Source organism: Streptomyces sp. NPDC029956 (assembly GCF_055574655.1).
In genome coordinates this window covers 1-23,376 of sequence record NZ_JBVHZJ010000073.1, presented here as the reverse complement: position 1 = coordinate 23,376, position 23,376 = coordinate 1, and the positions used below count along the sequence as shown (strand labels likewise).

Genomic DNA, 23,376 nt, shown 5'->3' with positions numbered 1-23,376 from the left:
GCACCCCCCCCCCCCCCCCACCACCCCCCCCCCCCCCCCCACCCCCCCCCCCCCCCCCCCCCCCCCCCCCCCCCCCCACCCCACGCCGTTCGGGGACGGCGGCACCGCCCAACCGCCGCCGTCCCGTTCAACCAGGAGCAACAGTGAAAACCACACGTCACCCGCGGTCGACGGGCTACGCCGTCTTCCTCGCGCCGGGCCTCCTGCTCAGCCTGCTCTTCCTCGTCGTCCCGCTGGTGATGACCTTCTACTACAGCCTCACCACCTGGCAGGGCATCGGCGATCCGACCTTCACCGGGCTGGACAACTACATCCGGCTCTTCCAGGACGCCGACTTCTGGGCCTCCTTCCGCAACATCGCCTTCGTCATCGTCGGCATCGCCGTTGTCCCCACCCTCCTGGGCCTCTTCCTCGCCGCCCTGCTGTTCGACTACATCGGCAAGAAGCACGGCGACGGCGTCGTCAGCGTCTTCCGCTCCGGCCTCTACCTCCCCCAGGTCATCCCCGTCGCCGTCACCGGCCTGATGTGGGGCTGGATCCTCGCCCCCGAAGGCGCCATCAACAGCATCCTCGACACCATCGGCCTCAGCTCACTGGCCCAGAACTGGCTCGGCGACCCCGACCTCGCCCTGTGGATGGTCCTCGGCGTCCTGGTCTGGATGCAGCTCGGCTACCCGCTGGTGCTGTTCATGTCCGGCCTGCAGCGCATCGACCCCGAACTCTACGAAGCCGCCTCCCTCGACGGCGCCACCTGGTGGCAGCGGTTCACCCGCATCACCGTCCCCATCCTGCGCCCCGAGGTCTACGTCGTCCTCGTCACCACCACCATCGCCGGCCTGAAGGTCTTCGCCCAGATCTTCGTCCTCACCGGCGGCGGCCCCGGAAACTCCACCCTCGTCCCGGCCTACTTCGCCTACCAGAACTTCTTCGAGCGCGCCGACGTCGGCTACGGATCGGCCATCTCCACCACGATCACCCTGCTCGTGCTGATCATCGCCGGGACGATGCTCGCCCGCCAGGCCCGTGAGGACGGATGACGATGACCATGACGACCGAACCCACGACGCAGCCCGGCCCGTCCAAGCAGGCACCCCGAGGCCACGCCGCCCCCAAGCCCCGCAAGAAGTACTCCGTCCGCAAGAAGGGCGCCGGCTCCTACGCCGTCATCGCCGCGGTCGCGGTCTTCGTCCTCGCCTTCCTCTCCCCCTTCGCCATCATCCTGCTCAACTCCTTCAAGACCGGAGCCGACTACCGGGCCAACGGCTCCCTGTCCCTGCCCGAGGAGTGGAACTGGGCCGTCATCGGCGACGTGTGGGAACGCGTCGAGTTCACCCAGAAGCTGATCAACAGCATCCAGATCAGCCTCGGCGTCGTCCTCATCGCCGTCGTCCTGGCCCTCTTCAACGCCTACGCCATCGGCATCGGCCGCGTCCGCTGGCGCACCGCGTTCCTGGTGTTCTTCCTCGGCATCAACGTCCTGCCGCAGGAAGGGCTCGTCTACCCCATCTACTACCTCTTCAAGGAGATGGGCCTCTACGACGGCAAGCTCGGCTACACCATCCTCGTCGGCATCACCTACAGCGCCTTCGGCACCTACCTGCTCTCCTCCGTCTTCGCCAGCTTCCCCAAGGAACTCATCGAAGCCGCATCCCTCGACGGCGCCGGACGCTGGACCATCCTGTGGCGCATCGTCCTGCCCATGAGCTGGCCGACCCTGTCGGTGATGTGCGTGTTCTTCTTCGTCTGGAGCTGGAACGAGTTCCTCTACCCGCTCGTCCTGCTCATCTCCAACGACAACCAGACCGTCCCCCTCGGCCTGTCCGTCCTGCAGGGCCAGTACACCAGCGACCCGACCTCCCTGAGCGCCGCGGCCCTCCTCGGCGTCATCCCCATGGTCGTCTTCTTCCTCATCTTCCAGCGTTCCCTCACCCGCGGCCTGACCGCCGGCGCCGTGAAGTAACCCCACAGCCACCCCGGACCCGGCCATACCGTCCCGCTACCGGGTCCGGGGTTCACCACCAGCACACCCCCAAGCCCGCGGCCTCGCGGCACCACACCCAGGAGGACCACCGCTCGCATCCACCGCTCCGGCGACGAGACCGGCCCCCGCAACCGCCGCCCTCCCGCCGCCACCGCACTACCTCGACCGAGGTCCGCCATGAACACCACCATCGACCGTCTCCCCACCCAGCAGCAGCATCACAGGCCGCCCAGCAGCCGCCTGCCCCTCAGCGACGTACAGCACGCGGTCCGAGCCGCCCGACACCACGCGAGCAAAGTCCTCACTGCATGGGGCATCCCCTCCGCCGTGATCGACGACGCCGTCGTGGTCATCTCGGAACTGGTCACCAACGCCGCCCTGCACACCCGCAGCGGACCCGCGGAGCTTCACCTGCTCGTCGAGGGACGGCAGCTCGTCATCGCCGTGACCGACACCTGCACCGACACCATCGAGCACACGGTCCCCCGCGAGGACAGCACCGACGACCACGGCCGGGGCCTGGCCATCGTCCGCGCCCTCGCCTGCGCATTCGGCTGTCACCGCCTGGCCGACGGCAAGAGAGTATGGGCCCAGATGGAACTCCAGGCGCAGGCCGCCTGACCCAACGCAGCGACCCGGCGCTAACGAGCAACGGAGACAACGGTGAGCCACGACCGCGGCCCGATCGGCGTCCTCCTACCGTGCGACATCCCGACGGCAGACCTGATCCCCTTCGCGCGCGAGGCGGACTCCTACGGCTTCGACGAGCTGTGGGTCGCCGAAGACCTCGGATACCGCGGAGGTCTCGCCCAGGCGGCCACCGTCCTCGCCCAGACCCGCCGCATCCGCGTCGGCCTCCTGCCGGCTGCGGCCCGCAACGTCGCCTTTACCGCCATGGGAGCCGCGACGCTCGCCCAGCTCCACCCCGGCCGCCTCGACCTCGCAGTCGGTCACGGCATGCCCGCCTGGATGCGCAGAGCGGGCGCCTGGCCCCAAAGCCCCCTGACACTCCTGCGCGAGTACATCCACGCACTCAGAGCCCTCCTGACAGGCGAGCCCGCGCACACCGACGGACGCTACGTCCTCCTCGACGGACCGCAGCTGCATCCCTCGATGGTCCCCGACCAGGCCCCCGCGATCTTCGCCGACGTCCGCAGCCCCAAGTCCCTCGCCCTCTCCAGGGAGACAGTCGACGGTACCCTGCTCGCCGAACCCGTCACGCTCCCTACGTCCGCCAAGCCCTGCGCAGCATCGACCCCCAGCGCCCTCACCGGATCGCCGCCTACAACTTTGCCGCGGTCGACAACGACCCGCGCGCTGCCGCGGCCGCTGTCCGTCCCGCGTTGAAGGCCCTGGGTGACGTCGACTGGAAGTCCCACATCGAACTTCTCGGGTTCCACGACGAGCTCGCCGACCTGCGTCACCGCAGCGCCAGCGCCGACGCCCAGGCCATGCCTGAACAGTGGGCCGAGCAGCGGTCTCTGTTAGGTACCGCCGCGCACGTCCGCGACCGCCTGGATGGCCTGTTCCTCTCCGGCGTCACCAGCGCCGTACTCATCCCCGTCGGGCCAAATCCACACACCGCACTCGCCGACCTCGCCACGGTGCTCTGAGCCCTTTGCAGCGGCGGGAGGCCAGACGGTCAGGCCGAGGACGTGCCTACGGCACCGGCTCGTAGGAGACGACGGTCGTCGCGCAGTCCTCCGCGAGCCCGAGAAGGGCGTCGCGCTCGGCCTCATCGGCAGCCAGGTCCCAGCGCAGCTTGGTGCCGACCCAGGTGGCGGCGTAGGTGCAGTGGTAGGTGGCGTCCGTGGGCAGCCATTCGGCCGGGTCCTTGTCGGCCTTCGAGCGGTTGGAGGCAGCGGTGACAGCAATCAGGGTCTCTGGGGCGTCGTGGTCGTTCGCGTATGCCTCACGCCGTGCCGCACTCCACGCCGTCTGCTCCGAGTCGTAGACCTCGGCGAGGGGAACGAAGTGATCCACGTCGAGGCGGGCGGCGTCCGTGACCACGATGTTGTCGTACTTGCTGAGCCACGATCCGCCCGTCAGGGCGCAGCCGTCGCCGACTTGGGGTGTTTCGACGGCTTCGGTGAGGATGACCTCCTTTCGAGTGTTGCACCCGTCCGTCGCATTAAGGCCCTTGTTCCAGTGGTTGTACAGGCGCCGGTCGTACCCCTCGCGGTGCTCGGCGGCGATGGGCAGGCGGTCGATGGCGTCGAACAGCGGCAGCACCTGCCCCAGCGCACCTGCGCCGGGGAGGGGCGCCGGGGCGCCTGTTGCCGCCTGCGGGAAGGTGGTGCTGTCGGCCGCCGCCGGCAAGGAGGCAGGAAGCAGAGGCAGGGCGGCGAGGAGCAGCGCGGGCAGACCGCGACGCATCATGGTGGTGATCACGACCGCGTTCTAGTCGCCTCGGCACCCGGCCCGGAAGGCACCTGCAGGCCGTATCACCCAGGTGGGTGGCGGGATTCACCGGAGACACCTCACGAAGCCAGGCGTCAAGTTGACGAGGCTTCCCGGAGGCGACGCTGGGGGGCAGGTCCGACTCCGAGCTCGTAGGACGGTTCAATGTCTGAGTGGTGAACTGGGCACAGCTGTACGACTGGAACTCTGACGTAGATCGAGTCCCCAAGCTTCTGGACCGTGTGGAGCGTGAAGACGACAGCGAGGCGTGGGCGGAGTTGGGGCGCCGGTTGATCCTGGAGCACGACCTGGTGTCGCCCGCCGGCATCGCCGCCCTGCCCCGTCTGGTGCGTCTCGCGCCGGGAAGCACGGAGGCACGGCACTTGGCCGGAGAAATCATGGAACGCGCGGCAGGACACCACGGCGCTGACGATCTGCTGGCTGCCAGCGTCGATGCGATCGCCGAGTTCGGCATCCTCCTGGACCGACACCTCGCATCCCGGCCGGCCGACTACGTGGTGACCTTCCGCGCGCTGCTCGCGGTCCAGGAGCAGTACCACTGGGCCAACGTACTGGGGGACTTCACAGACGACTTCTACGACCTGCCATGCCCTCACTGCGCCACGCAGGTGACGATTGCCATCGGCGAGTACGGACGCTACTCGGCGATCCGCGACTGGAACCAGGGCGACGTAGAGCGGCGTGACCTCCGACCGACGCCCATCGAGAAGCTCTCGGGCATCGGCCGGTGGATGCACGAGACGGCCAGCCGCGATCGGCAAGTCGTGCTCGCTGAGGGAATCTCCCATCTCTTCGGCAAGGCGGAATGTCCGAGATGCGCCAGCGTCTTCCTCATCGCGGATGAGTACGGGGCCGCCAACTGCCCGCCCCGCGTGGCACTGGAGCTTCACTTCGTCTGAGCTGGCGGCAGCAGCTTCCCCTTACGCCGCCTGCGAGATTTGGATGCCTGAGACCGGAAAGGCCGCGGCTTCATCGAAGTGTGCGCGGTGCCGCAGGCAGTGGTGGAGCTGGCCTATGAGGGTGTTGAAGACATTGCGCAGTGCGGAGGCGTGCCAGTCTCCGCGGGTGTCGCGGCGGTAGCGGTATCGGGCCATGACGCCTGGCGAGGCGCGTAGCGCGGAGAAGGCCCACAAGAAGCCGGCGTGGTTGAGCCGCTGGTTCTTTACCCGGCGGCGGGTGATGCTCGACTTCTTGCCTGAGGCGCGAGTGATGGGCGAAGAACCGGCGTAGGCCTTGAGCCCGCGGGCGTCGGTGAACCGTGCCCGGTCGTCGCCGAGCTCGGCGAGCACGCGGGCGCCGAGCTGTGGGCCGAGCCCGGGGAAGCTGAGAATGATCTCCGCGTCCTCGTGCTGAAGGAAGGCTTCTTCGGTGGCCTCGGCCAGGTCGTCGGCGGCCTCGCAGGCGGCTTTCAGCTGCCGCAGCAGCGCAAGCATCTGCCGGCCCATTGCCTCTTCCGTCAGGGCCGAATGGTGAGCCCACCCGGAGCGGAAGAGATTGCGTAGGCGTTCTGTTTCAGCTTCGATCCCGCGTTGCCGGCCCGCCTTCTTCAGGGCGGCGCCGATCTGGGTGCGGGTCATTCGGGCTGCGTCGGTCGGGGTCGGAGCGGCCTGGAGGACGGCGAGGGCCTCGGGCCGGCACAGTCCGCCCTTCCACGGCGCGACGGCGGCAAGGGCGGCGGGGTAGTACTCGCGCAGCAGGGAACGCAGCTGGTTGCCGAGCTGCTGTCGGTTCCAGACGGCGTCCTGCTGGGCTCGGGCAAGGACCGCCACTGACCGCACCAGGTCGGAGTCCTCGGGTATCGGGCGGTGGGCGTGCATGTCGGTGCGCAGGATGTTCGCAAGAACGAGAGCGTCGCCCAGGTCCGACTTCTTACGGGAGACGGAATGCCGGTCCCGGTAGCGGGCGGCGGCCAGCGGATTGATGGCGAACACCTTCCGGGCCCCGGTCCGCAGGACGGCCACGAGCAGACCACGGTTGGTCTCGATCGCTACCGGGATCGGGGTCTCCGCACTGTCGCCGTGCTCAGCCAGGACGTCCAGCACGACCTGATAGCCCGCCATGTCGTCCGCGATACGGCGCTTAACCAGCAACCGACCTGCCTCGTCGATGAGCACGACGTCGTGGTGCTTCTCCGCCCAGTCGATGCCGCAATAGATCACGTAGTCCCCTCCAGACGCGTCGTTTGCCCTGGTCACGAGCACATGCGGGTCACGCAGCGTTCTAATTCCGGGCCTCGACCGGTACGGACGGGCCGCCACCTCACTAGCCGTTCGTGACACCAGCGCGCCGTACGGGCCTCGGACTTCAGTCGGAGCTCTGACACTCGAAACGATCGAGAGGTCACCATGCGACGGGCTCGCACCACGAGCGACGGTACTCAGCAGGAAGGGCAGGAGGGATGGCCCGGCCGACCTGGTGAAGCGCGATCTCCGGTTAGGCCTTGAAGGCCGGAAACGATCCAGGCATCCACCGAGCACAGCCAAGCCACCCCGCCCCACCGGGATTCAGCCCGGCTTCGAGGAACACCGCTTCCAAGCGGAATGGGCGCCCCTGGGCACGAATTAGAAACGCTCCGCTGCCACCTATCCGGACCGATTCGCTCGCAGCGGGTCTGTGACCTGTTGCCATGGCTACATGACAAACGATTCCCCGCGGTGGCGTGAGCGTTTGTGGCGTTCGTCACTTCGAATTAGGACGTGCGCCCGATTCGTGTGCGGCAGTCGGCAGGAGATGTCTGTTCTGCCCCCCCGATCACGACAACATCCTTGCAGGTCAGCGTCGTTGACAGGGTTGCGTTAGGGGCATTGGATCCCTTGACACCAGAAGATCACACATCGAACTCTCGATCTTCACTTCACATACAGATGCGTCACATGTCATCCCGGGCGTGCGTGTTCGCGCCCGGCGTAGGTACGGGTGGGGAATGAACATGAGAGCGGGGCGTGCCAGACGCGCCCTTGGCGGAGGGCGCGCGCTGGGCCTCGCAATCGCGATGGCACTGCTTGGGGGGGTAGCGCCGGCCGTGTCGGCCGGCGCAGCGGCTGTAGACGAGGCGCCGGCGGTGGTTCTGACGGAGTCCGAACAGGCGTTGAAGGAGGCGGCGGATTCAGGGAGCCGGGTGGAGGTGGTGGGGGAGCGGACGGAGCGAGACACCGTGTTCGCGAACCCCGACGGCGCCACTTTTACGCTGGAGTCGTCGATCGTCCCGGTCCGTGTGAACGCAGGCAACGGGTGGGCGACGCCTGATGCGACGCTGGAGCGTCGCGAGGACGGATCGATAGGCCCGAAGGCCTCGGTGGTCGACGTCGCCTTCTCGGCCGGCGGCGCGGGCCAGAACCTGGTGACGGTAGGCCAGGACGGGCAGACAGTGTCCATGGGATGGCCGGGCAGCCTGCCTGCGCCGCGCCTCGACGGCCCGCGGGCCGTCTACGAGAACGTCCTGCCGGACGTGAACCTGATTCTGACCGCGACTGTCGAGGGCTTCCAGCAGGTACTCGAGGTCAAGACCCCTGCGGCAGCCGCACTTCCGGAGCTGAAGGAGATCGAATACGCCCTGAGCGTCGATGGCCTGAGCCTGCGCGCGGGAACCTTCGGCAGCATGGAGGCGCTGGACGGCAACGGACAGGTCGTCTTCCGCTCGCCGACCGCCCGCATGTGGAACTCGGCCGGTGACGACATCGGCTCAGCGGCCTCGCCGACCACTGGCTTGCAGCCGGAGAACGTAAGCATGCTCGCCCTCGCCGCTGCCATGGATGATCCTCAGGGCGATGCGGCCGAGCTCGTGGCACCCCCCGGAGAGGGTGATCCCCTCGGGGGCCCCGGAACCGGCGACGAGTCGGCAGTGATGGAGGTCGAGCTTGGGCAGGACTCGCTCACCGTGACCCCGGACGCCGGCCTGATCGCGGCCACCAAAGTGGAGGACTTCCCTCTTTACATCGACCCGTCCGTAGAGGTGGACCAGACCAAGCGCACGGTCCTGTCGTCCGACGGAGATGTCTTCTACAACTTCGCCAACGGCGAGAACGGCATGAGCGTCGGCAAGTGCGGCTCCGCAGTCATTGGCGGCGTGTCTTACTACTGTGGCACCGGCTGGGTCAACCGCATGTACTTCGAGTTCTCGCCGACTGCTCTCAGAGGCAAGCACGTCCTGGACGCTACCTTCCGCGTGACGGAGACCTGGTCGTTCTCCTGCGATTCGCGCTGGGTGGACCTCAAGCGAACCGACTGGATCTCTTCCGCCTCCAAGTGGCCTGGTCCAACGGCCCGGGACCACATGGGCGACCGCGACGTTTCGGCGGGACGCGGAACGGCGTGCTCTCCCGCCCAGCCCCGCAAGCCGGTCGAGTTCCACGACAACCCTGCAGAGGCCGATGAGAACCTCGCCCCGACGGTCCGTGCACTGGCCAATGGCACTTTCAACTCCCTCACCTTCATGCTCAAGGCTAAGGACGAGACGGACACGGTCTCCTGGAAGCGGTTCAACAACGACGGAACGCTCGTGGCCAAGTACATGAGCAAGCCTGCCGTGCCGGGCGAGTACGGAATCCTGAGCGGCGGGACTGTCCCCGTCTGCAGCAAATCCGCATCGGCGCCGACGACCGTATCCAGCCCGACGCCGACCCTGGTGGCCACGCCACGCGCCGCTGCCGGCGCTGAATCCGAGGCGATGCTGCGTGCGTACTTCGACCTCGACTACCAGTTGAATGACGAAACCTGGTACGACGCCCCAGCCCCGACAACCGGCTCAGTGTCACCGACAACAGGACACACGGCCTACGACACCACCACGAAGGACTTCCCGACACAGAAGAAGATTTGGAACACTCCTCTCAAACAGGGCACTCTCTACCGCTATACCGCCTACACGCATTCCTTCGAAAATACGTCATACGCGAGTTTCCTGAGCAGCAGCGGAACATCGTGGTGCTACTTCAAGGTTGACTCCACCGCTCCTAAGCCGCCGAACGTCACATTCGCCGCTCCCTACAGTGAGTGCAAGACCGGCGGTTCCTGCGTCGCAGCCGGAAGCCCGGATACGGACGTCACGGTTGTATTCACCCCTCAGGAGGGTGATTCAATCAAGGAATACCAGTACAAACTGTCGACGCAGGAATGGGGCGACGACTGGTATCTGGCTGCCGGAGGAAAGTACACCACCCGCATCACTCCAGAAATGTCCGGGATCTTCATCCTGAACGTTCGCGGCAGGGACGTGCTGAACCGCGCGGGCGAGACAGCAGTGAAATTTCTGGTCTCAGAAGGACCGGGGCCTGTCGGCCGCTGGACGTTCAACGAGGAATCCGGCGTAGCTCTGGACAGTTCGACTGCTGATGTGGCGCTGAGGAACAACCTGGCTCTGACCGCGACTGGCGCAGTGAGGAACGACCATGGCCGCCGCGGTGAACTGCCGGCAGCTGACGGGACGAAGATCCAGGACCAGGCGCTGACACTGAACAAGACGATTCAGGGCGCGGCTTCGTCGGCGAAACCGGTCCTGGAAACCCAGGGGTCGTTCACCCTTACCGCCTGGGCGCGCCTGGACTCAGGGGACGGCGTTGCCACGGTGCTTGCACAGGATGGCAGCGTGCACAGTTCCTTCTATCTGGGCTACTGCTTCGATGTGAAGTCGTGGTGTGTGCGACTACCGGATTCCGACACTTCCGGATCGCCCTTCTCGAACCAGCGTGTAAACGCCCCCAAGGAGATGCTGCAACTCAAGACGTGGACCCATCTAGGGATTGTAGTCAATACGACGAAGAGGAAACTTCTCTTCTACGTCAATGGGCACTACCAAGGCTTCAGTTATCTCTCCGCGGACAGGTGGACCTCCAGCGGTGGTTTTCAGGTGGGGCGAGCCAAGTACAACAACTCCTACTCGGAGTACTTTCCCGGCGAGATAGACGAGGTCACTGTGTGGCAGAAGTCGCTCTCGGGACTTGAGATGAGGTCACAGGCTGGTGCTCAGCGACAAGTTGACGGCCTGAACTTCGTCGAGCTGGTCGCTCACCACAACCCGAACGGTGGTTCCGGACCCTCGCTGCCGGACAGTAGCGGCTACGGCAACACTCTTACCCTGACCGGTGGCGCCTTGCTGAAGAACCAGAGCATTGAACTGGATGGTGTGGACGGCTCTGCCTCGACTCAGCGCCCCCTGGTGAACGACACCGGTTCCTTCACCGTCTCCACCGCTGTCGATGTGGACCGGGCAAAGTTGAAAGCCATGGGTGTCGGCTCTCGCATGCTGGTGGTGGGTCAACAGACGAGTGCGGGCTCCTCCTGGGCCATCTGGTTCGAGAGGACGCCAGATGAGCTCGATCCGCTGCTTGACGAGGAAGAAAGGGTTGTACGCGACGAAGAAGGCAACCCGGTCATGGTGCCGGTTGCTGCTGGGCGCTGGCACTTTGGCCGTCCTGGCGTCCCCGGCGCGTCGGTTCAAAGCGAGGCGGCGGGGATTCCCGAAGGCCGGACACGGGTTACCGGCGTATTCGACGTCATCACCGAGACCGTCACAGTTTACGTCGGCGGCGTTGAGCAGGGCGTCCCGCTGCAGTACCAGGCCCAGATGAGCTCAGGCTTCACCGTGGGCAAGAGGTGGACGGGTACCACTTGGGCGGACTATCTGCCCGGCGTGATCAGTGACATCCGCGTCTGGGCTGGAGCCATCGGTAGCCCGCAGCAACACCTCGACGTCGTCGGATCCTGACGACTCTGCAGGACCTCAGGAACGGGGCGAGGGATGCACAAGCGTCCCTCGCATCCGTCGAGCCTTCTGACCAGACCAACCACCGGCCTTCACTTCTTCCTATTTCGACCAATCCTCTCTAGGAGGTCTTTCGTCGTGTCCAGACGTGTGCGTCTGCGTCGACGCCAAGGTGCCGTAATCGGGGCCTTGACACTCGCCTTGTCCATACCCACCCCACTCCTTCCGATGGCGTATGCCGCGGATCTTCCAGGTCCCCCCAAGCTTCCGCTGTCCGCACCGGTAAAGGTGCATGCGGTCAAGGAACCAGGGGCGAAGCAGGAACGCGCTCAGGTCAGCCAGGAGAAGACAGCCAACCGAGCCCTCTCCGCGCAGGCCGAACGGGAGCGTGACCGCAGCACCTGGCCGAGGGCCCAGACCCTCACCAGCCGACTGCGCGACGAACGCACGTCCGACGACGACGCCCTGGTGACCGTCCGCGGTGCCCACGGCGCCGGCCCCGCCAGACTCACTCAGCAGCCAGCATCAGGTACGGCGACGGTGAAGGTCCTCGACCAGACCAATGCGCGGGAAGCCGGTATCACCGGTGTGCTGTTCACCGTGGCGGCCCAGCAGCCCGGTGCGGCGGAAGTCGCGATCGACTACAGCTCCTTCGGATCCGCGATTGGCGGTGCCTGGGCCACCCGTCTGGGTGTGGTGTCGCTGCCGGCCTGTGCGCTGATCACTCCGGCGAAGGCGGAGTGCCGCGAGGCAACAGCCATCATGTCGGACAATGACACCATGGCCCAGACCGTCACCGTCCCCCTGGACCACGTTGGCAACGCCCCCAGGGTCTTGGCTCTCGCGGCGACCTCCACCGGCGGTTCAGACAAGGGGTCGGGCGACTACAAGGCCACCCCGCTGTCCAGCGCATCCTCGTGGGAGGCCGGGGGCTCGTCCGGCTCGTTCACATGGTCCTACCCCCTCACCGTGCCGCCAGCGGCCGCCGGGCCCGTGCCGGCCCTCGGTCTGTCCTACGATTCCGGCAGCATCGACGGCCGCACCGCGAACACAAACAACCAGGGATCCCTGGTCGGTGAGGGCTTCGAACTGACCTCTTCGTACATCGAGCGAAAGTACGGCTCGTGCGACGACGACGGCCAGGACGGCATGAACGACCAGTGCTGGAAGTACGACAACGCCTCCCTCGTCCTCAACGGCAAGGCCACCGAACTCGTCAAGGACGACACCACCGGCCAGTGGCACCTGAAGAACGACGACGCCTCCCAGGTCATCCACGCCACCGGCGCCGACAACGATGACGAAGGCGACTCCAGCACGAACGGTGACGGCGCCGGCGAGTACTGGAAGGTCATCGCTGGTGACGGCACCACCTACACGTTCGGCCTGAACAAGCTCGCAGGTGCCGGCAGCGAGCGCACCAACTCGGTCTGGACCGTCCCAGTCTTCGGCGACGACTCCGGCGAACCCGGCTACTCCGCCAGCACCACCTTCTCCGGCCGGGCCAAGAAGCAGGCGTGGCGCTGGAACCTCGACCTCGTCGAGGATATGCATTCCAATGCCTCCACCTACTGGTACAAGGCCGACACCAACTATTACGCCAGGAACGGCGACAAGACCGACCTCACCCCCTACACCCGTAGCGGCTACCTTGACGAGGTCCGCTACGGCCAGCGCTCCGACACCCTGTTCACCGGCACCCCCTCCGGCAAGGTCACCTTCGGCTACGGAGAACGCTGCAAGGACCTCGGCGGCGGCTGCGACTCCCTGACGGAGGACACGGCCAAGAACTGGCCCGACGTGCCCTTCGACTCGATCTGCACCGCGAGCGAGACCGACTGCAAGGCCACCGGCCCGGCATTCTTTACACGGAAGCTGCTCACGAGCGTCAACACCTTTGTCTGGTCCAGGGCCGCGGAACCCGACGCGTACAAACCCGTCGACACCTACACCCTGCACCACGACGTTTTCGACGGCCAGGACATAGGCAACAGCTCCGACCAGGTCTGGACCCTGACCGCCCTCAAGCGCACTGGCGTGAACGGCACTGCGATCGGCCTGCCGACCATCGGCTTCACCTACCACCAGCGCCCCAACCGTGTCGACGGCGGAGCGGACGACATCGTTCCGCTGACTCGACCGCGTGTTTCGACGATCACGTCCGAGACTGGCGCGATCACCACCGTCGCCTATTCCTCACCCGAGTGCGTCCGCGGGTCGCGGATGCCCACGGCCGAAGACAACAACAACCTCTCCTGCTACCCGGTCTACTGGCCCGTCAACGGCGGTGATCCCGAACTGGACTGGTTCCACAAGTACCGGGTCATCGCGGTCAACACCGCAGACCCCGCCGGCCTCAACCCCGCAGTGGAGAACGCCTACACCTACGAGGACCCGGCCTGGCACTACAACGACGACCCCGTCACCAAGGAGAAGCACCGCACCTGGTCCTCATGGCGCGGCTACCAGAAGGTCACCTCCTACACCGGAGCCGTCGGAGCCACCCGCTCCAAGTCCGTCAGCGTCTACATGCAGGGCATGGACGGCGACCGCCTCAAGACCAAGGACGCCAGCGGCAACCCGCTGACCCGCACCGCCACCGTCACCGGAATCGACATCGACAACGTCGCCGGAAACACAGGTGACGAGGTAGTCGTCGAGGACCTCGCCGACCGTGACCAGTACGCGGGCCAACTCCGCCAGAAAATCACCTACGACGGCGCCTTCGCCGTCAGTAACAAGGTCAACAACCTCTGGTACAAGCAGACCGCCAGCCAGCAGAAGTCCTACGCCAACGTCACAGGCGGCTACGTCCGCACAGCCCGGACATACGCCAACATGTATCTGACCGCGGCAAAGAAATGGCGCACCACTGTCGACACACACACCTACGACGCCTACGGCATGGTCACCAACACCGAACACCACGGCGACTGGGCGATCGCCGGTGACGAAAACTGCACCCGCACCTGGTATGCACGCAACGACGCCAAAGGCCTCACCAGCCTGGTCTCCCGTGTTCGCCTGGTCGGCAAAGCATGCAAGGTTACCGACGACCAGCTGAAACTACCCACGAGCCTCACTCACAGGTTCACCCTTGCCGAAGCCCCCGACCAACGCGGCGACGTCCTGTCCGACACCGCCACCGTCTACGACAACACCGCCGCGACCGGCTGGACCGACGAGCAGACCCCGACCCTGGGGCTGCCGACCTGGAAAGGCCGCGCCAAGGGATACCCGGCCGCCGTCGCTGGCAGCACAGCCGACCGCAACCCGAGCTGGCAGACCGTGGCGAAGGTCACCTACGACACCGCGGCCGCGCAGCTCGGCCGCCCCCTGACCGCCACCGACGCCAACGGCAAGACCACCACCACGGACTATTACCCCGCCGCCGCCGGTCCGCTCACGACTGCGGTTGTCACCAAACCCACCCTCACCAACGGTCAAACACACGAGAGCTCCACCCGCTACGACCCTGCCAGGGGATCGGTTGTCGAGTCCTTCGACGCCAACCTCAAGCGCACCGAGAACGCCTACGACGCGCTGGGGCGCATCACGGCCACATGGGCCCCCAACCGGTCCAGGGCGGGCGGCGACACACCCACCGCAAAATTCGGCTACGGCATCAACCAGACCAGCGTGCCCTCTTGGTCCTCGGTTTCCGCCCTCAAGGCGGACGGTCAAACCTACGACTCCACCTACAGCCTGTTCGACTCCCTGCTGCGCCCGCTCCAGACCCAGACCCCAGCCCCCAACGGCGGCCGTATTCTCACCGACACCCGCTATGACGAGCGCGGCCTGGCCTTCGAGACCTACGCCGACGTCTTCGACTCCACCAAGGACCCCAACAGCGGTTGGGACCGTGCCGAGTACGGTGGCGCACCGCGGCAGTACAACCTCGTCTATGACGGTCTGGGCCGCCAGGTGAAGTCCACGCTCCTGGTCAAGGGCGTCCAGAAATTCAACCCGGTCGTGACTAGCTACACGGGTGACTCGGTTTCCACCACCGCCCAGCAGGGCGGCACAGCCACCCGCACCATTACCGACGTCCTGGGCCGTACCAGCGAAACCCGCACCTACGCGGGCTCCCATCCCAACGACACCGCCTACGGGGCGCCCACGGGAACCTCCTATACCTCCGTCAAATACGCCTACTACGACGACGGCAAGCAGAAGCAGGTCACCGGTCCCGACAACGCACAGTGGACATACACCTACGATCTCCACGGCCGACAGGACGCCGCGAAGGATCCCGACAAGGGAACCTCGGCCACGACCTATGACGACCTCGACCAGATAGCCACGACCAAGGACGCCGCAGGACGCGTTCTGACCTTCGGCTATGACGTCCTGGGCCGTAAGACCGGCATGTGGCAGACCAGCAAGACCGATGCCAACCTCCTCGCGGAGTGGACCTACGACTCCCTCCTCAAGGGCCTTCCTGACGCCTCCGTCCGATACACCGGGGGCAAGAACCAGACCGGCAGCAAGGCGTACGCCAAAAGGGTCACCGAATACGACTCCCTGAGCCGGCCGACAACCACAACCCTGTCCCTTCCGTCGGACGAGCCCCTTGTCACCGCCGGCGCGATCACCGCTACTACTACCGCCAAGGTCAACTACCGCCTCGACGGCACCGTCCGCAGCACCACCGAACCCGCTGCCGGCGGTCTCACCAGCGAGATCATCAGTACCGACTACAACTCCCAAGGCCTGCCCATCGGCGTGTCTGGGCTCTCCAGCTATCTGCTGGGCGCCTCCTACACCGACCTCGGTCAGGTCCAGCAGCTCACCCTCGGCCGGTCAGCTGCCAGCGGAACAAAAAAGATCTTCCTCACCAGCCTCTACGAGGAAGGCACCGGCCGCCTGACCAGCTCCGACGTCGTCGACCAGACCCAAGGCCGCGTCCGAGACGCCGCCTACACCTACGACCCCGCCGGCAACGTCACCTCCATCTTCGACCACCAGAACACCGGCAATGGCGCCGACTTCCAGTGCTTCAACTACGACGGCCAGCGCCGCATGACCGAAGCCTGGACACCCAAGACAGCTGACTGCGCCACCACCGGCCGAACCGTCGCCAACCTTGGCGGAGCCGCCCCCTACTGGACCACCTACACCTACACCGCATCAGGCCAGCGGGCCACGGAGAAGCAGAACACCGCCACTCCCACCACCCGCACCTACTGCTACGACACCCCCCGCACCCACGCCCTCAAGGCCACCACCACCGACGGCAACTGCACCGACGAAACCACCCGATACACCTACGACGCAGCAGGCAACACGACCAGCCGCGTCGAAAAGGCAGGCAGCACCACCACCCAGTCACTGAACTGGAACGCCGAAGGCAAGCTCACCAAGCTCACCGAAGGCAACGACACCACCGACTACCTCTACGACGCCGACGGCCAACTCCTCATCCGCCGCGCCAACGGCACCACTGGCGAAACCGTGCTTCACATCGGCGCCACCGAAGTCCACCTCAAGGGCACCAAGAAGTGGGCCAACCGCTACTACACCGCGGCCGGCACCACCATTGCCTTGCGCACGAACGAATCCGGCACCGAAAGAGTCCACTACCTCGCCAACGACCATCACGGCACCGGCACCCTCTCCGTCACGGGAGACGACACCCAAGCCCTCGCCAAGCGCTACACCACCCCCTTCGGAGCGCCCCGAGGAACCACTGCTGGCACCTGGCCCGATGACAAGACGTTCCTCGGCAAGCCCAGCGACACCGGCACCAACCTCACTCACATTGGCGCTCGCGAGTACGACCCGTCCCTGGGGCAGTTCATCAGCGTGGACCCGATCCTCTCGCTGGACCAGCACCAATCACTCAACGGCTACAACTACGCAAACAACAGCCCTGCCACCACTTCCGACCCGACGGGTCAGCGCGCCGACGACGCCAAATGCGGAGGAACAAATGGCGCCAACCGATGCGGGTCGGCCTCGAAGGGAACCACCCCAACAGGGACTGTTCCGCTTGACGTCCAGAAACCGTCCCAGGGTGACAACTATGTCGGTGAATCCGTAGCTGGACAGGCAGGTGAAACGCACGTCACAAATATTCGACGAGAGACCCTACAGCTAGAGGAGGAGTATTTGGAGCGCCAAACCTGGCCGATCTACTATGATAAGTGGGATGGGGCAAACTCTAAGGGCTCGGAGCTTGAGCGGCCTAATCGCGCCGAAAGAGATAGATGCGAAAAGGATGTAGGTGTATGCCTTGATGCTTATGTGATTCAAGACTGGGCTGTCGACATGGCGCTCGAGCATTATGAACGACTAGGTCTCGCCAAGAACGCGCTACAGCACTTCCTTTGGCAGGCCAGGCTTACGGTCGATCTCGGCGAAGCGGAAGCCATAGCTGCGGCCGATGCACATGAGGCATATTTGCCACTCTCGGAACGGGATGACCATATGGCCGATCTTTATAACAACTCAAAAGCGAGACAGATTGCGAAGCGCCTTGTCGTCTCGGCGGAGTCCAGTAGTCCCTTCCCCAACATGGCCAGGGATATGCTGAATCCTGGAGACGTTTTCGATGCGGTTGTGGATTACATGAGGACCGGCGACTATGCCGTGAGGCGTGACTTTGTGGATTTTGCGAACAGGAGATTCGATGAATATTAAGAGTCGCAAGTTCGTCTTCAGGTCATCATTGATCGCGGGGGCGATAGCAGTGGTCATGGCGACCGCCTTCGTCCTCCTTGTTGGGACGAACACTCCCCCTCTCGAAAATAGAGACGTAGAAGGAGTATGGATTTCGAAAGGCGGAGAAAGTTCCCAGGTGCTGATCCGGGCGGATGGCACGGCAGAATTGAAGAACGTGCCCGGGGGGTGTCGCCTTGGTGGAGGAGACGGCTATGTCGGCTCTGCTGAGTGGGTTTTTGACACCGTCCCGGACGAGTCGCCAGGAGTTCGATTCGATTACGAACGGCCTGGGACATTGGAGGTATGCAGCATCTATTTCTCAGTCCCGAAGGCAGGCAGGGCCTACTTCATAGAAGATCGAAACTCGGTGAATTATGTGCGTGATGCAGGCGGCTCGAAATGATTGAGGGTAATTTGATGGAATCGAGAGCTCGAGCACTGGCATGGGACCGGTTTGAAGGTTTGGCGATCTCCCAGGTGTGAGGCGATAGAATTTCGCCTAAGGTAATGAGGCTCCGACGGTATCGGGAGAAATCCATGCTGTCCTAATCTGTCGGAGTCTCGATGCCTCTCGGTCTATCACTGGCTGTCTTTTCGAATCCCTTTCATCCCATGTGTGGAAGGGATAGTCGGCTGGTGCGATGAAGAAAATTCCTGAAACTGATCATTTCGACGGTACACAGGCAGCCCGTGCCCTACCGGTTCCCCGCGCTGCGTGACCGCGACGCGATCGCCGCCTGGCGCCCCGGCACCCCGCCCGCGCTGGTGCTGGCCAGCCACAGCGCAGGACGAGATCGTCGCGTTCACCCACCAGTTCCTTGCCCACCGGAGCATCCCGCTGGCCGTCGGCGAGGAGGAGTTCGGCGAACGGCTCGTCGCGCTGTCGGCTGGCGGCCCGCACGTACGCCTCCGACGACGGCTCAGCAGTCCCCTCCTTCTGGGCATGGTGTGCGAGGTCTTCGGCGAGACGGGCGGGCGCGTCCCTCAGGACCTGACGACCAGCGGCCTGTGCGCGAGGTACTGGGATGAGAAGGTCTCGCGGACCCGGCGGCTCACCGGCGACGCGTCGGACCAGCGGATCGAGGACAAGGAGAGGCTCTGCCGCCGCATGGCGTCCTTCCTCTGGGGCGCCTCCCGCTCCCGCTTCCACGACCGCATGCCCGCGACGAAGCTGACCGCCGGCTCGACCGGAACCGGTCCCGGACAGCTCCGGGCAGCGCTCCGGGAGCTCTGCGACGACGGCTTCCTCACCATCGTCGAGCGGGGGCGAGCGCTCGATCGAGACCCTCCGCGGCGCCGGCGTACGCGTCGTCTATGGCGAGGACGGGTTCGTACCGAACGAGCAGGGCCAGGGCGACCGGTCCACCTACCCCTGGCCCGCCGCGCTGAAGGCCGTCTCCGACCTGCTGTGACGATAGTGCGGACATGGAAAAGTTGCTGGAATCCCCGTGCAGGCTCAGGGATTCCGGAGACCACGGTGCCGCACACGGACAGAGACCGGTGCGCAAGGCACACAGCTCTGGCGGGGTACGGCCGCCCACGTCAAAGGCCCGGCTCTGCCGGCTTCTCCGTCCGGGACGCAGAGATCTCGATGACTTCTAGCTAGGGATCAACGGAACCGTGGCTATCGGTGACAACGATCAAGGCGTATGCCGTCTCGTTTGCTTGTATGACGTCGAGCACGACCGTCGGCACAGGAGCTCCACCTCGCCGCCCGCGGCGAAGGGCTGTCCCGAGCCCTCCTCCCCACGGGAGGATCGGGCGTGTGATCGAGTTCCTGAAAGACCACTCCACAATCCTCCTCGCGCTCCTCACCGTCGCGGCCGCGTTCGGCGGCACCTGGCTCGGATCGCACATCCAGGCCATGGGCGGACTTGCCCAGGCCAAGGCTGCCAAGGAAGCCGCCGAAACGGCGGCCGCCGCCACCCTCCAGGCGGTCCGCGAGCAGAGCGACCGTGCGTCCGCCGCTGCCCACGCCGCAGCCGTGCGTGACCAGCGCACCACCGCGATAGCCGACCTGCTCCGCGCCACCCGCGAGCTCGTGCGCGCCCTCGACCGCCAGTACCGCGAGCCGGGAGACGCCGCCACCACGAATGCTCTCCACGAGGCGTTCATCCAGGCCCGTGGAACCGTCGAACTGTGCGCCCCCACCAGCCTGCTCTCCGTCGTCAAGGAACTCGCCACGACGACGCGGAACCTGAGCGACTTCGCCCACGAACGCGCTGAGTCCAATCGCGCCATGACCCACCTGCTGATGCTGGAACCCCACGAGGGCGACGTCACACCCCTCCACCGTGCTGTCGCGGCGCTGGAGAACTTCCGCACCGCCGCTGACGCGGACGCCCCCAACGCCCTGGAGCTGCACGCCCTGGCGGAGGAGGCGCTGCGCCAGGTCCCTCAGCTGACCGAGCACGAGCAGGTCGTTCTCCTGGTCGACTGCTACTACGAACCCCTCCGCCCCGCGCTGGCCCGCCACCGGGATGAGCACTACCAGGCGATGAACGACCTCATCGAACAGGCCCGCGCCATCCTCGGCGTCAACCGCACTCGCAGCCGCCCACCTGGCCGGCGCCACCGACCGCGACCAGGCCGACCTGCTGTGGCAACACCTGCCCGCACTCGCCGACCAGCCCCGCGACCGCCGCAACACCGTCACCGCCTGGCTCGCCACCCTCTACCCCCCGACCGTGGCCACACCCGGCGGACCACTATGGGGTGCACTGCAGCCCGACCGCCTCGCCGAACGCCACACCGGCCGCGCCCTCGAAGCCGACCCCCGCCTCGCCGACCGACTCCTCGACGGCGCCGAGGACACCCAGACCGAACAGCTCCTCACCGTCTACAGCCGGGCCGCCGCCCACCCCGTCTTCCGGGACCGCCTCGACACCAACCTCACCGACCTCTGCATCCGCCACCACCGCACGCTGGCCGCGCACATCATCACCACCGCCACCCGCACCGACCACCCGACCCCCCTCACCACCGCCCTTCACACCCTCGCCACCGACCCCACGACCCCGCTCGACACCCTCAACATGCTCTACGGTCATTTCCCCCGCACCAGCCACCGCCTCGCCACCACCGCGGCCCACCTCACCCACACCCTCACCAGCCACTACCGCGCCCTGGCCGAGGCGAACCCGGAGGCCTACCTGCCCGACCTCGCCATGTGCCTCAATAACCTCTCCATCCGCCTGGGTGAGGTGGGTCGGCGGGCGGAGGGCCTAGCGGCCGTCGAGGAAGCCGTTACGATCCGCCGAACACTGACCGAGGCGAACCCGGAGGCATATCTGCCTGATCTCGCCATGTGCCTCAATAACCTCTCCATCGACCTGGGTGAGGTGGGTCGGCGGGCGGAGGGCCTGGCAGCCGTCGAGGAAGCCGTTGCGATCCGCCGCACGTTGGCCAAGGCCAATCCGGATGCCTACCTGTCTGATCTCGCCGTGTGCCTCAATAACCTCTCCGTCCACCTGGGTGAGGTGGGTCGGCGGGCGGAGGGCCTGGCAGCCGTCGAGGAAGCCGTTGCGATCCGCCGCACGCTGGTCAAGGCCAATCCGGATGCCTACCTGTCTGATCTCGCCGTGTGCCTCAATAACCTCTCCGTCCACCTGGGTGAGGTGGGTCGGCGTGAGGAGGGCCTGGCAGCCGTCGAGGAAGCCCTCGGCCACTACCGCACCCTTGCCGAGACCAATCCGGACGCCTACCTGCCTGATCTCGCCATGTGCCTCAATAACCTCTCCGTCCACCTGGGTGAGGTGGGTCGGCGTGAGGAGGGCCTGGCAGCCGTCGAGGAAGCCCTCGGCCACTACCGCACCCTTGCCGAGACCAATCCGGACGCCTACCTGCCTGATCTCGCCATGTCCCTCAGCAACGTCTCCGTCGACCTGGGTGAGGTGGGTCGGCGTGAGGAGGGCCTGGCGGCCGCCGAGGAAGCCCTCGCGATCTGCCGCACGTTGGCCAAGGCCAATCCGGATGCCTACCTGTCTGATCTCGCCATGTCCCTCAACAACCTCTCCATCCGCCTGGCTGGGGTGGGTCGGTGGGCGGAGGGCCTGGCAGGCGCCGAGGAAGCCCTCGGCCACTACCGCACCCTTGCCGAGACCAATCCCGAAGCCTACCTGCCCGACCTCGCTACGTCCCTCAACAACCTCTCCATCCACCTGGGTGAGGTGGGTCGGAGGGCGGAGGGCCAGGCAGCCGCCGAGGAAGCCCTCGCGATCTGCCGCACGCTGGCCAAGGCCAACCCCGACCTCTTCGGACCCGCTCTACAACAGTCCCTGGAGGTGGTCGGCAGGCTGAAGGGACTCGATCCGTAAGCAGGTGAGGTGGCTTCCTCCGCTCACGGCAGCGGAGGAAGCTGGCACGTTCGGAATGACGTTCCCCGCCAGGCGTGGCCGCGTCGTGGACCGCCGCCCGTCGGGAAGCGTACGCGAACGATCAGGACTCGCCGATCTCGTTGATCGTGGTCACGGCCCGCTCGACCGGTCCAAGGCAGACCAGGACCCGGCCCAGTTGATGTCGTCGGCCGCCAGCGCCCACTGCCGGTACGCCACGGAATGGACCGCGTCGAAGTTGCGCTGGGGCCTGTCCGTCGACTCGGCGGAGGCGGACCTTCCAGTCGCTTGCGGCAGCATGTCCGGCTGCCCTGGTGGAGTACGAGCCCGCTCCGTAACCCCGCCCCACCGACATGACCGTGGGGAGGATGAGCGCGCCACACCACTGAGTGAGCCGCGAGTGCTGTCGTAGACAGCAGGTCATACGGCCGTGCGTGGTCTGGATCCAGCTGGGGCCGGTGATGAATCCTGGCTCGGAGATCATTGCCGAGGGCGATCACGTCTCACCCGATGAGGGCGTACCCGGATCACCGCGTTGCGACGGTGTCTTGGAGCCGGGCGGCTCTCCGGCTTGCAGTGCCAGGCGGCTTCATCGGCCTCGCGTGCGGTGAGCCCCGCTCAAAGTCATGAGGCGGCTTCGTCCTCTACCGGCTCCTCGAAGTGGACGGTGCCGTGCTCGTCGAGGGGCGGGTGGAGGGTGCCGGGGGCGTGGGTGTTGATGTCGGACGGGCGTGGGCCTTCTGGTCCGTCGTGGCCCCAGCGCAGCAGACGCCGGGCGCGGCCGATCCGGGAGACGGTGCCGTGGACCTCGATCTCGTTGAGCCGGCTGGCTCGGAGGCGGTCCGCGGCGTCGGTGAACACTGCCAGTTCCGCGACGGCTGGGTGGGTGTTCTCGGCGACGACGCTGTGTGCGTCGATGTCTGTCTCAGCGTCGTAGGGGATCAGGCCGCGTGTGCGTGGTTGCATCCAGGCCAGGGCGAAGGCGAGGGTTCGGCGGGCGTCGTGGGCGGTGGCATGCAGGCTGCTGCCCGGTGTCCAGGGTTCGTTGCCGGACCGTTCGACGATCAGGAACGTCGCAGAGCTCCACCCCTGCGGTACGAGCGGGGCGTGACGCCGGGCCGGTGACGTTGAGGGGCCGGGTTCCTCTATGCATAAGAGCCCGGCCCCTCAACGTCTGCGCGACTAAGACATCGTTTCCTTTGGCGGTTTGACTCGTTGTGCTGGGCATGGCGAGTCTCGCTGAACGGCTGGTGCCGGATGAGTTGTTTGAGTTGTTC

The 23,376-nt window shown here is 66.0% G+C and carries 15 protein-coding genes; 10 read left to right on the top strand and 5 right to left on the bottom strand.

What is annotated here, in order from left to right:
- Nucleotides 1-143: 143 nt before the first annotated feature.
- The 5 genes from ACZ4XX_RS35995 (at nucleotide 144) to ACZ4XX_RS35975 (ending at nucleotide 3,594) form a co-directional block, all read left to right on the top strand.
- Complete coding sequence (locus tag ACZ4XX_RS35995; RefSeq protein ID WP_468512031.1) at nucleotides 144-1,037, top strand: carbohydrate ABC transporter permease; 894 nt, start codon at nucleotides 144-146, stop codon at nucleotides 1,035-1,037.
- A gap of 8 nt (nucleotides 1,038-1,045) precedes the next feature.
- Complete coding sequence (locus ACZ4XX_RS35990) at nucleotides 1,046-1,960, top strand: carbohydrate ABC transporter permease (protein ID WP_468512047.1); 915 nt, start codon at nucleotides 1,046-1,048, stop codon at nucleotides 1,958-1,960.
- A 198-nt stretch (nucleotides 1,961-2,158) separates the two neighbouring features.
- Entirely contained in the window at nucleotides 2,159-2,602 is a 444-nt protein-coding gene (locus ACZ4XX_RS35985; protein WP_468512030.1) for an ATP-binding protein, read from the top strand.
- Nucleotides 2,603-2,644: 42 nt separating this feature from the next.
- Entirely contained in the window at nucleotides 2,645-3,328 is a 684-nt protein-coding gene (locus ACZ4XX_RS35980) for an LLM class flavin-dependent oxidoreductase (RefSeq protein WP_468512029.1), read from the top strand.
- On the top strand, nucleotides 3,325-3,594 hold the full coding sequence (locus ACZ4XX_RS35975) for a hypothetical protein (protein WP_468512028.1): 270 nt from the start codon (nucleotides 3,325-3,327) through the stop codon (nucleotides 3,592-3,594). The genes ACZ4XX_RS35980 and ACZ4XX_RS35975 overlap by 4 nt, the downstream gene beginning before the upstream one ends.
- Before the next feature lie 46 nt (nucleotides 3,595-3,640).
- Here the strand turns inward: ACZ4XX_RS35975 and ACZ4XX_RS35970 are convergent, their stop codons facing one another.
- Nucleotides 3,641-4,357 carry an HNH endonuclease family protein gene (locus ACZ4XX_RS35970; RefSeq protein WP_468512046.1) on the bottom strand — a complete coding sequence of 239 codons (717 nt, stop codon included), beginning with the start codon at nucleotides 4,355-4,357 and terminating at the stop codon, nucleotides 3,641-3,643.
- Between the two features lie 197 nt (nucleotides 4,358-4,554).
- Here ACZ4XX_RS35970 and ACZ4XX_RS35965 point away from each other — a divergent pair, with 197 nt between their 5' ends.
- Nucleotides 4,555-5,301 carry a hypothetical protein gene (locus ACZ4XX_RS35965; RefSeq protein ID WP_468512027.1) on the top strand — a complete coding sequence of 249 codons (747 nt, stop codon included), beginning with the start codon at nucleotides 4,555-4,557 and terminating at the stop codon, nucleotides 5,299-5,301.
- Between the two features lie 21 nt (nucleotides 5,302-5,322).
- Here ACZ4XX_RS35965 and ACZ4XX_RS35960 read toward each other — a convergent pair whose 3' ends face one another.
- The gene (locus tag ACZ4XX_RS35960; RefSeq protein WP_468512026.1) at nucleotides 5,323-6,561 is read right to left on the bottom strand and encodes an IS110 family RNA-guided transposase; all 1,239 of its coding nucleotides are present in this window, start codon (nucleotides 6,559-6,561) and stop codon (nucleotides 5,323-5,325) included.
- A 902-nt stretch (nucleotides 6,562-7,463) separates the two neighbouring features.
- On the opposite strand from ACZ4XX_RS35960, the gene ACZ4XX_RS35955 reads away from it, so the two are divergent.
- The 3 genes from ACZ4XX_RS35955 (at nucleotide 7,464) to ACZ4XX_RS35945 (ending at nucleotide 18,168) form a co-directional block, all read left to right on the top strand.
- Nucleotides 7,464-11,105 carry a laminin G domain-containing protein gene (locus ACZ4XX_RS35955; RefSeq protein WP_468512025.1) on the top strand — a complete coding sequence of 1,214 codons (3,642 nt, stop codon included), beginning with the start codon at nucleotides 7,464-7,466 and terminating at the stop codon, nucleotides 11,103-11,105.
- 225 nt (nucleotides 11,106-11,330) lie between these two features.
- The gene (locus ACZ4XX_RS35950) at nucleotides 11,331-17,744 is read left to right on the top strand and encodes an RHS repeat domain-containing protein (protein ID WP_468512024.1); all 6,414 of its coding nucleotides are present in this window, start codon (nucleotides 11,331-11,333) and stop codon (nucleotides 17,742-17,744) included.
- A complete protein-coding gene (locus tag ACZ4XX_RS35945) occupies nucleotides 17,734-18,168 on the top strand; it encodes a hypothetical protein (RefSeq protein WP_468512023.1) in 435 nt (144 codons plus the stop codon). Before ACZ4XX_RS35950 ends, ACZ4XX_RS35945 begins: the two co-directional genes overlap by 11 nt.
- A 581-nt stretch (nucleotides 18,169-18,749) precedes the next feature.
- Here ACZ4XX_RS35945 and ACZ4XX_RS35940 read toward each other — a convergent pair.
- Together ACZ4XX_RS35940 and ACZ4XX_RS35935 are read right to left on the bottom strand one after the other, a co-directional pair.
- A complete protein-coding gene (locus ACZ4XX_RS35940) occupies nucleotides 18,750-18,875 on the bottom strand; it encodes a hypothetical protein (protein ID WP_468512022.1) in 126 nt (41 codons plus the stop codon).
- A 514-nt stretch (nucleotides 18,876-19,389) separates the two neighbouring features.
- Nucleotides 19,390-20,340 carry a hypothetical protein gene (locus ACZ4XX_RS35935; protein ID WP_468512021.1) on the bottom strand — a complete coding sequence of 317 codons (951 nt, stop codon included), beginning with the start codon at nucleotides 20,338-20,340 and terminating at the stop codon, nucleotides 19,390-19,392.
- A 112-nt stretch (nucleotides 20,341-20,452) separates the two neighbouring features.
- Between ACZ4XX_RS35935 and ACZ4XX_RS35930 the strand changes: the two genes are divergently transcribed.
- Nucleotides 20,453-22,081, top strand: coding sequence for a tetratricopeptide repeat protein (locus ACZ4XX_RS35930; protein WP_468512020.1), 1,629 nt, complete (start codon nucleotides 20,453-20,455; stop codon nucleotides 22,079-22,081).
- 642 nt (nucleotides 22,082-22,723) lie between these two features.
- Here the strand turns inward: ACZ4XX_RS35930 and ACZ4XX_RS35925 are convergent.
- Nucleotides 22,724-23,167: a DUF5954 family protein gene (locus ACZ4XX_RS35925; protein ID WP_468512045.1), complete on the bottom strand. Its 444-nt coding sequence runs from the start codon at nucleotides 23,165-23,167 to the stop codon at nucleotides 22,724-22,726.
- Nucleotides 23,168-23,376 lie beyond the last annotated feature (209 nt).

Excerpts from the sequence above, each read along its gene's own strand:
- ACZ4XX_RS35985 (WP_468512030.1), top strand. The coding sequence starts at position 2,159 with ATGAACACCACCATCGACCGTCTCCCCACCCAGCAGCAGCATCACAGG.
- ACZ4XX_RS35945 (WP_468512023.1), top strand. The coding sequence starts at position 17,734 with ATGAATATTAAGAGTCGCAAGTTCGTCTTCAGGTCATCATTGATCGCG.
- ACZ4XX_RS35990 (WP_468512047.1), top strand. The coding sequence starts at position 1,046 with ATGACGACCGAACCCACGACGCAGCCCGGCCCGTCCAAGCAGGCACCC.
- ACZ4XX_RS35940 (WP_468512022.1), bottom strand. The coding sequence starts at position 18,875 with ATGCGGCGGCAGAGCCTCTCCTTGTCCTCGATCCGCTGGTCCGACGCG.
- ACZ4XX_RS35970 (WP_468512046.1), bottom strand. The coding sequence starts at position 4,357 with ATGCGTCGCGGTCTGCCCGCGCTGCTCCTCGCCGCCCTGCCTCTGCTT.
- ACZ4XX_RS35950 (WP_468512024.1), top strand. The coding sequence starts at position 11,331 with ATGGCGTATGCCGCGGATCTTCCAGGTCCCCCCAAGCTTCCGCTGTCC.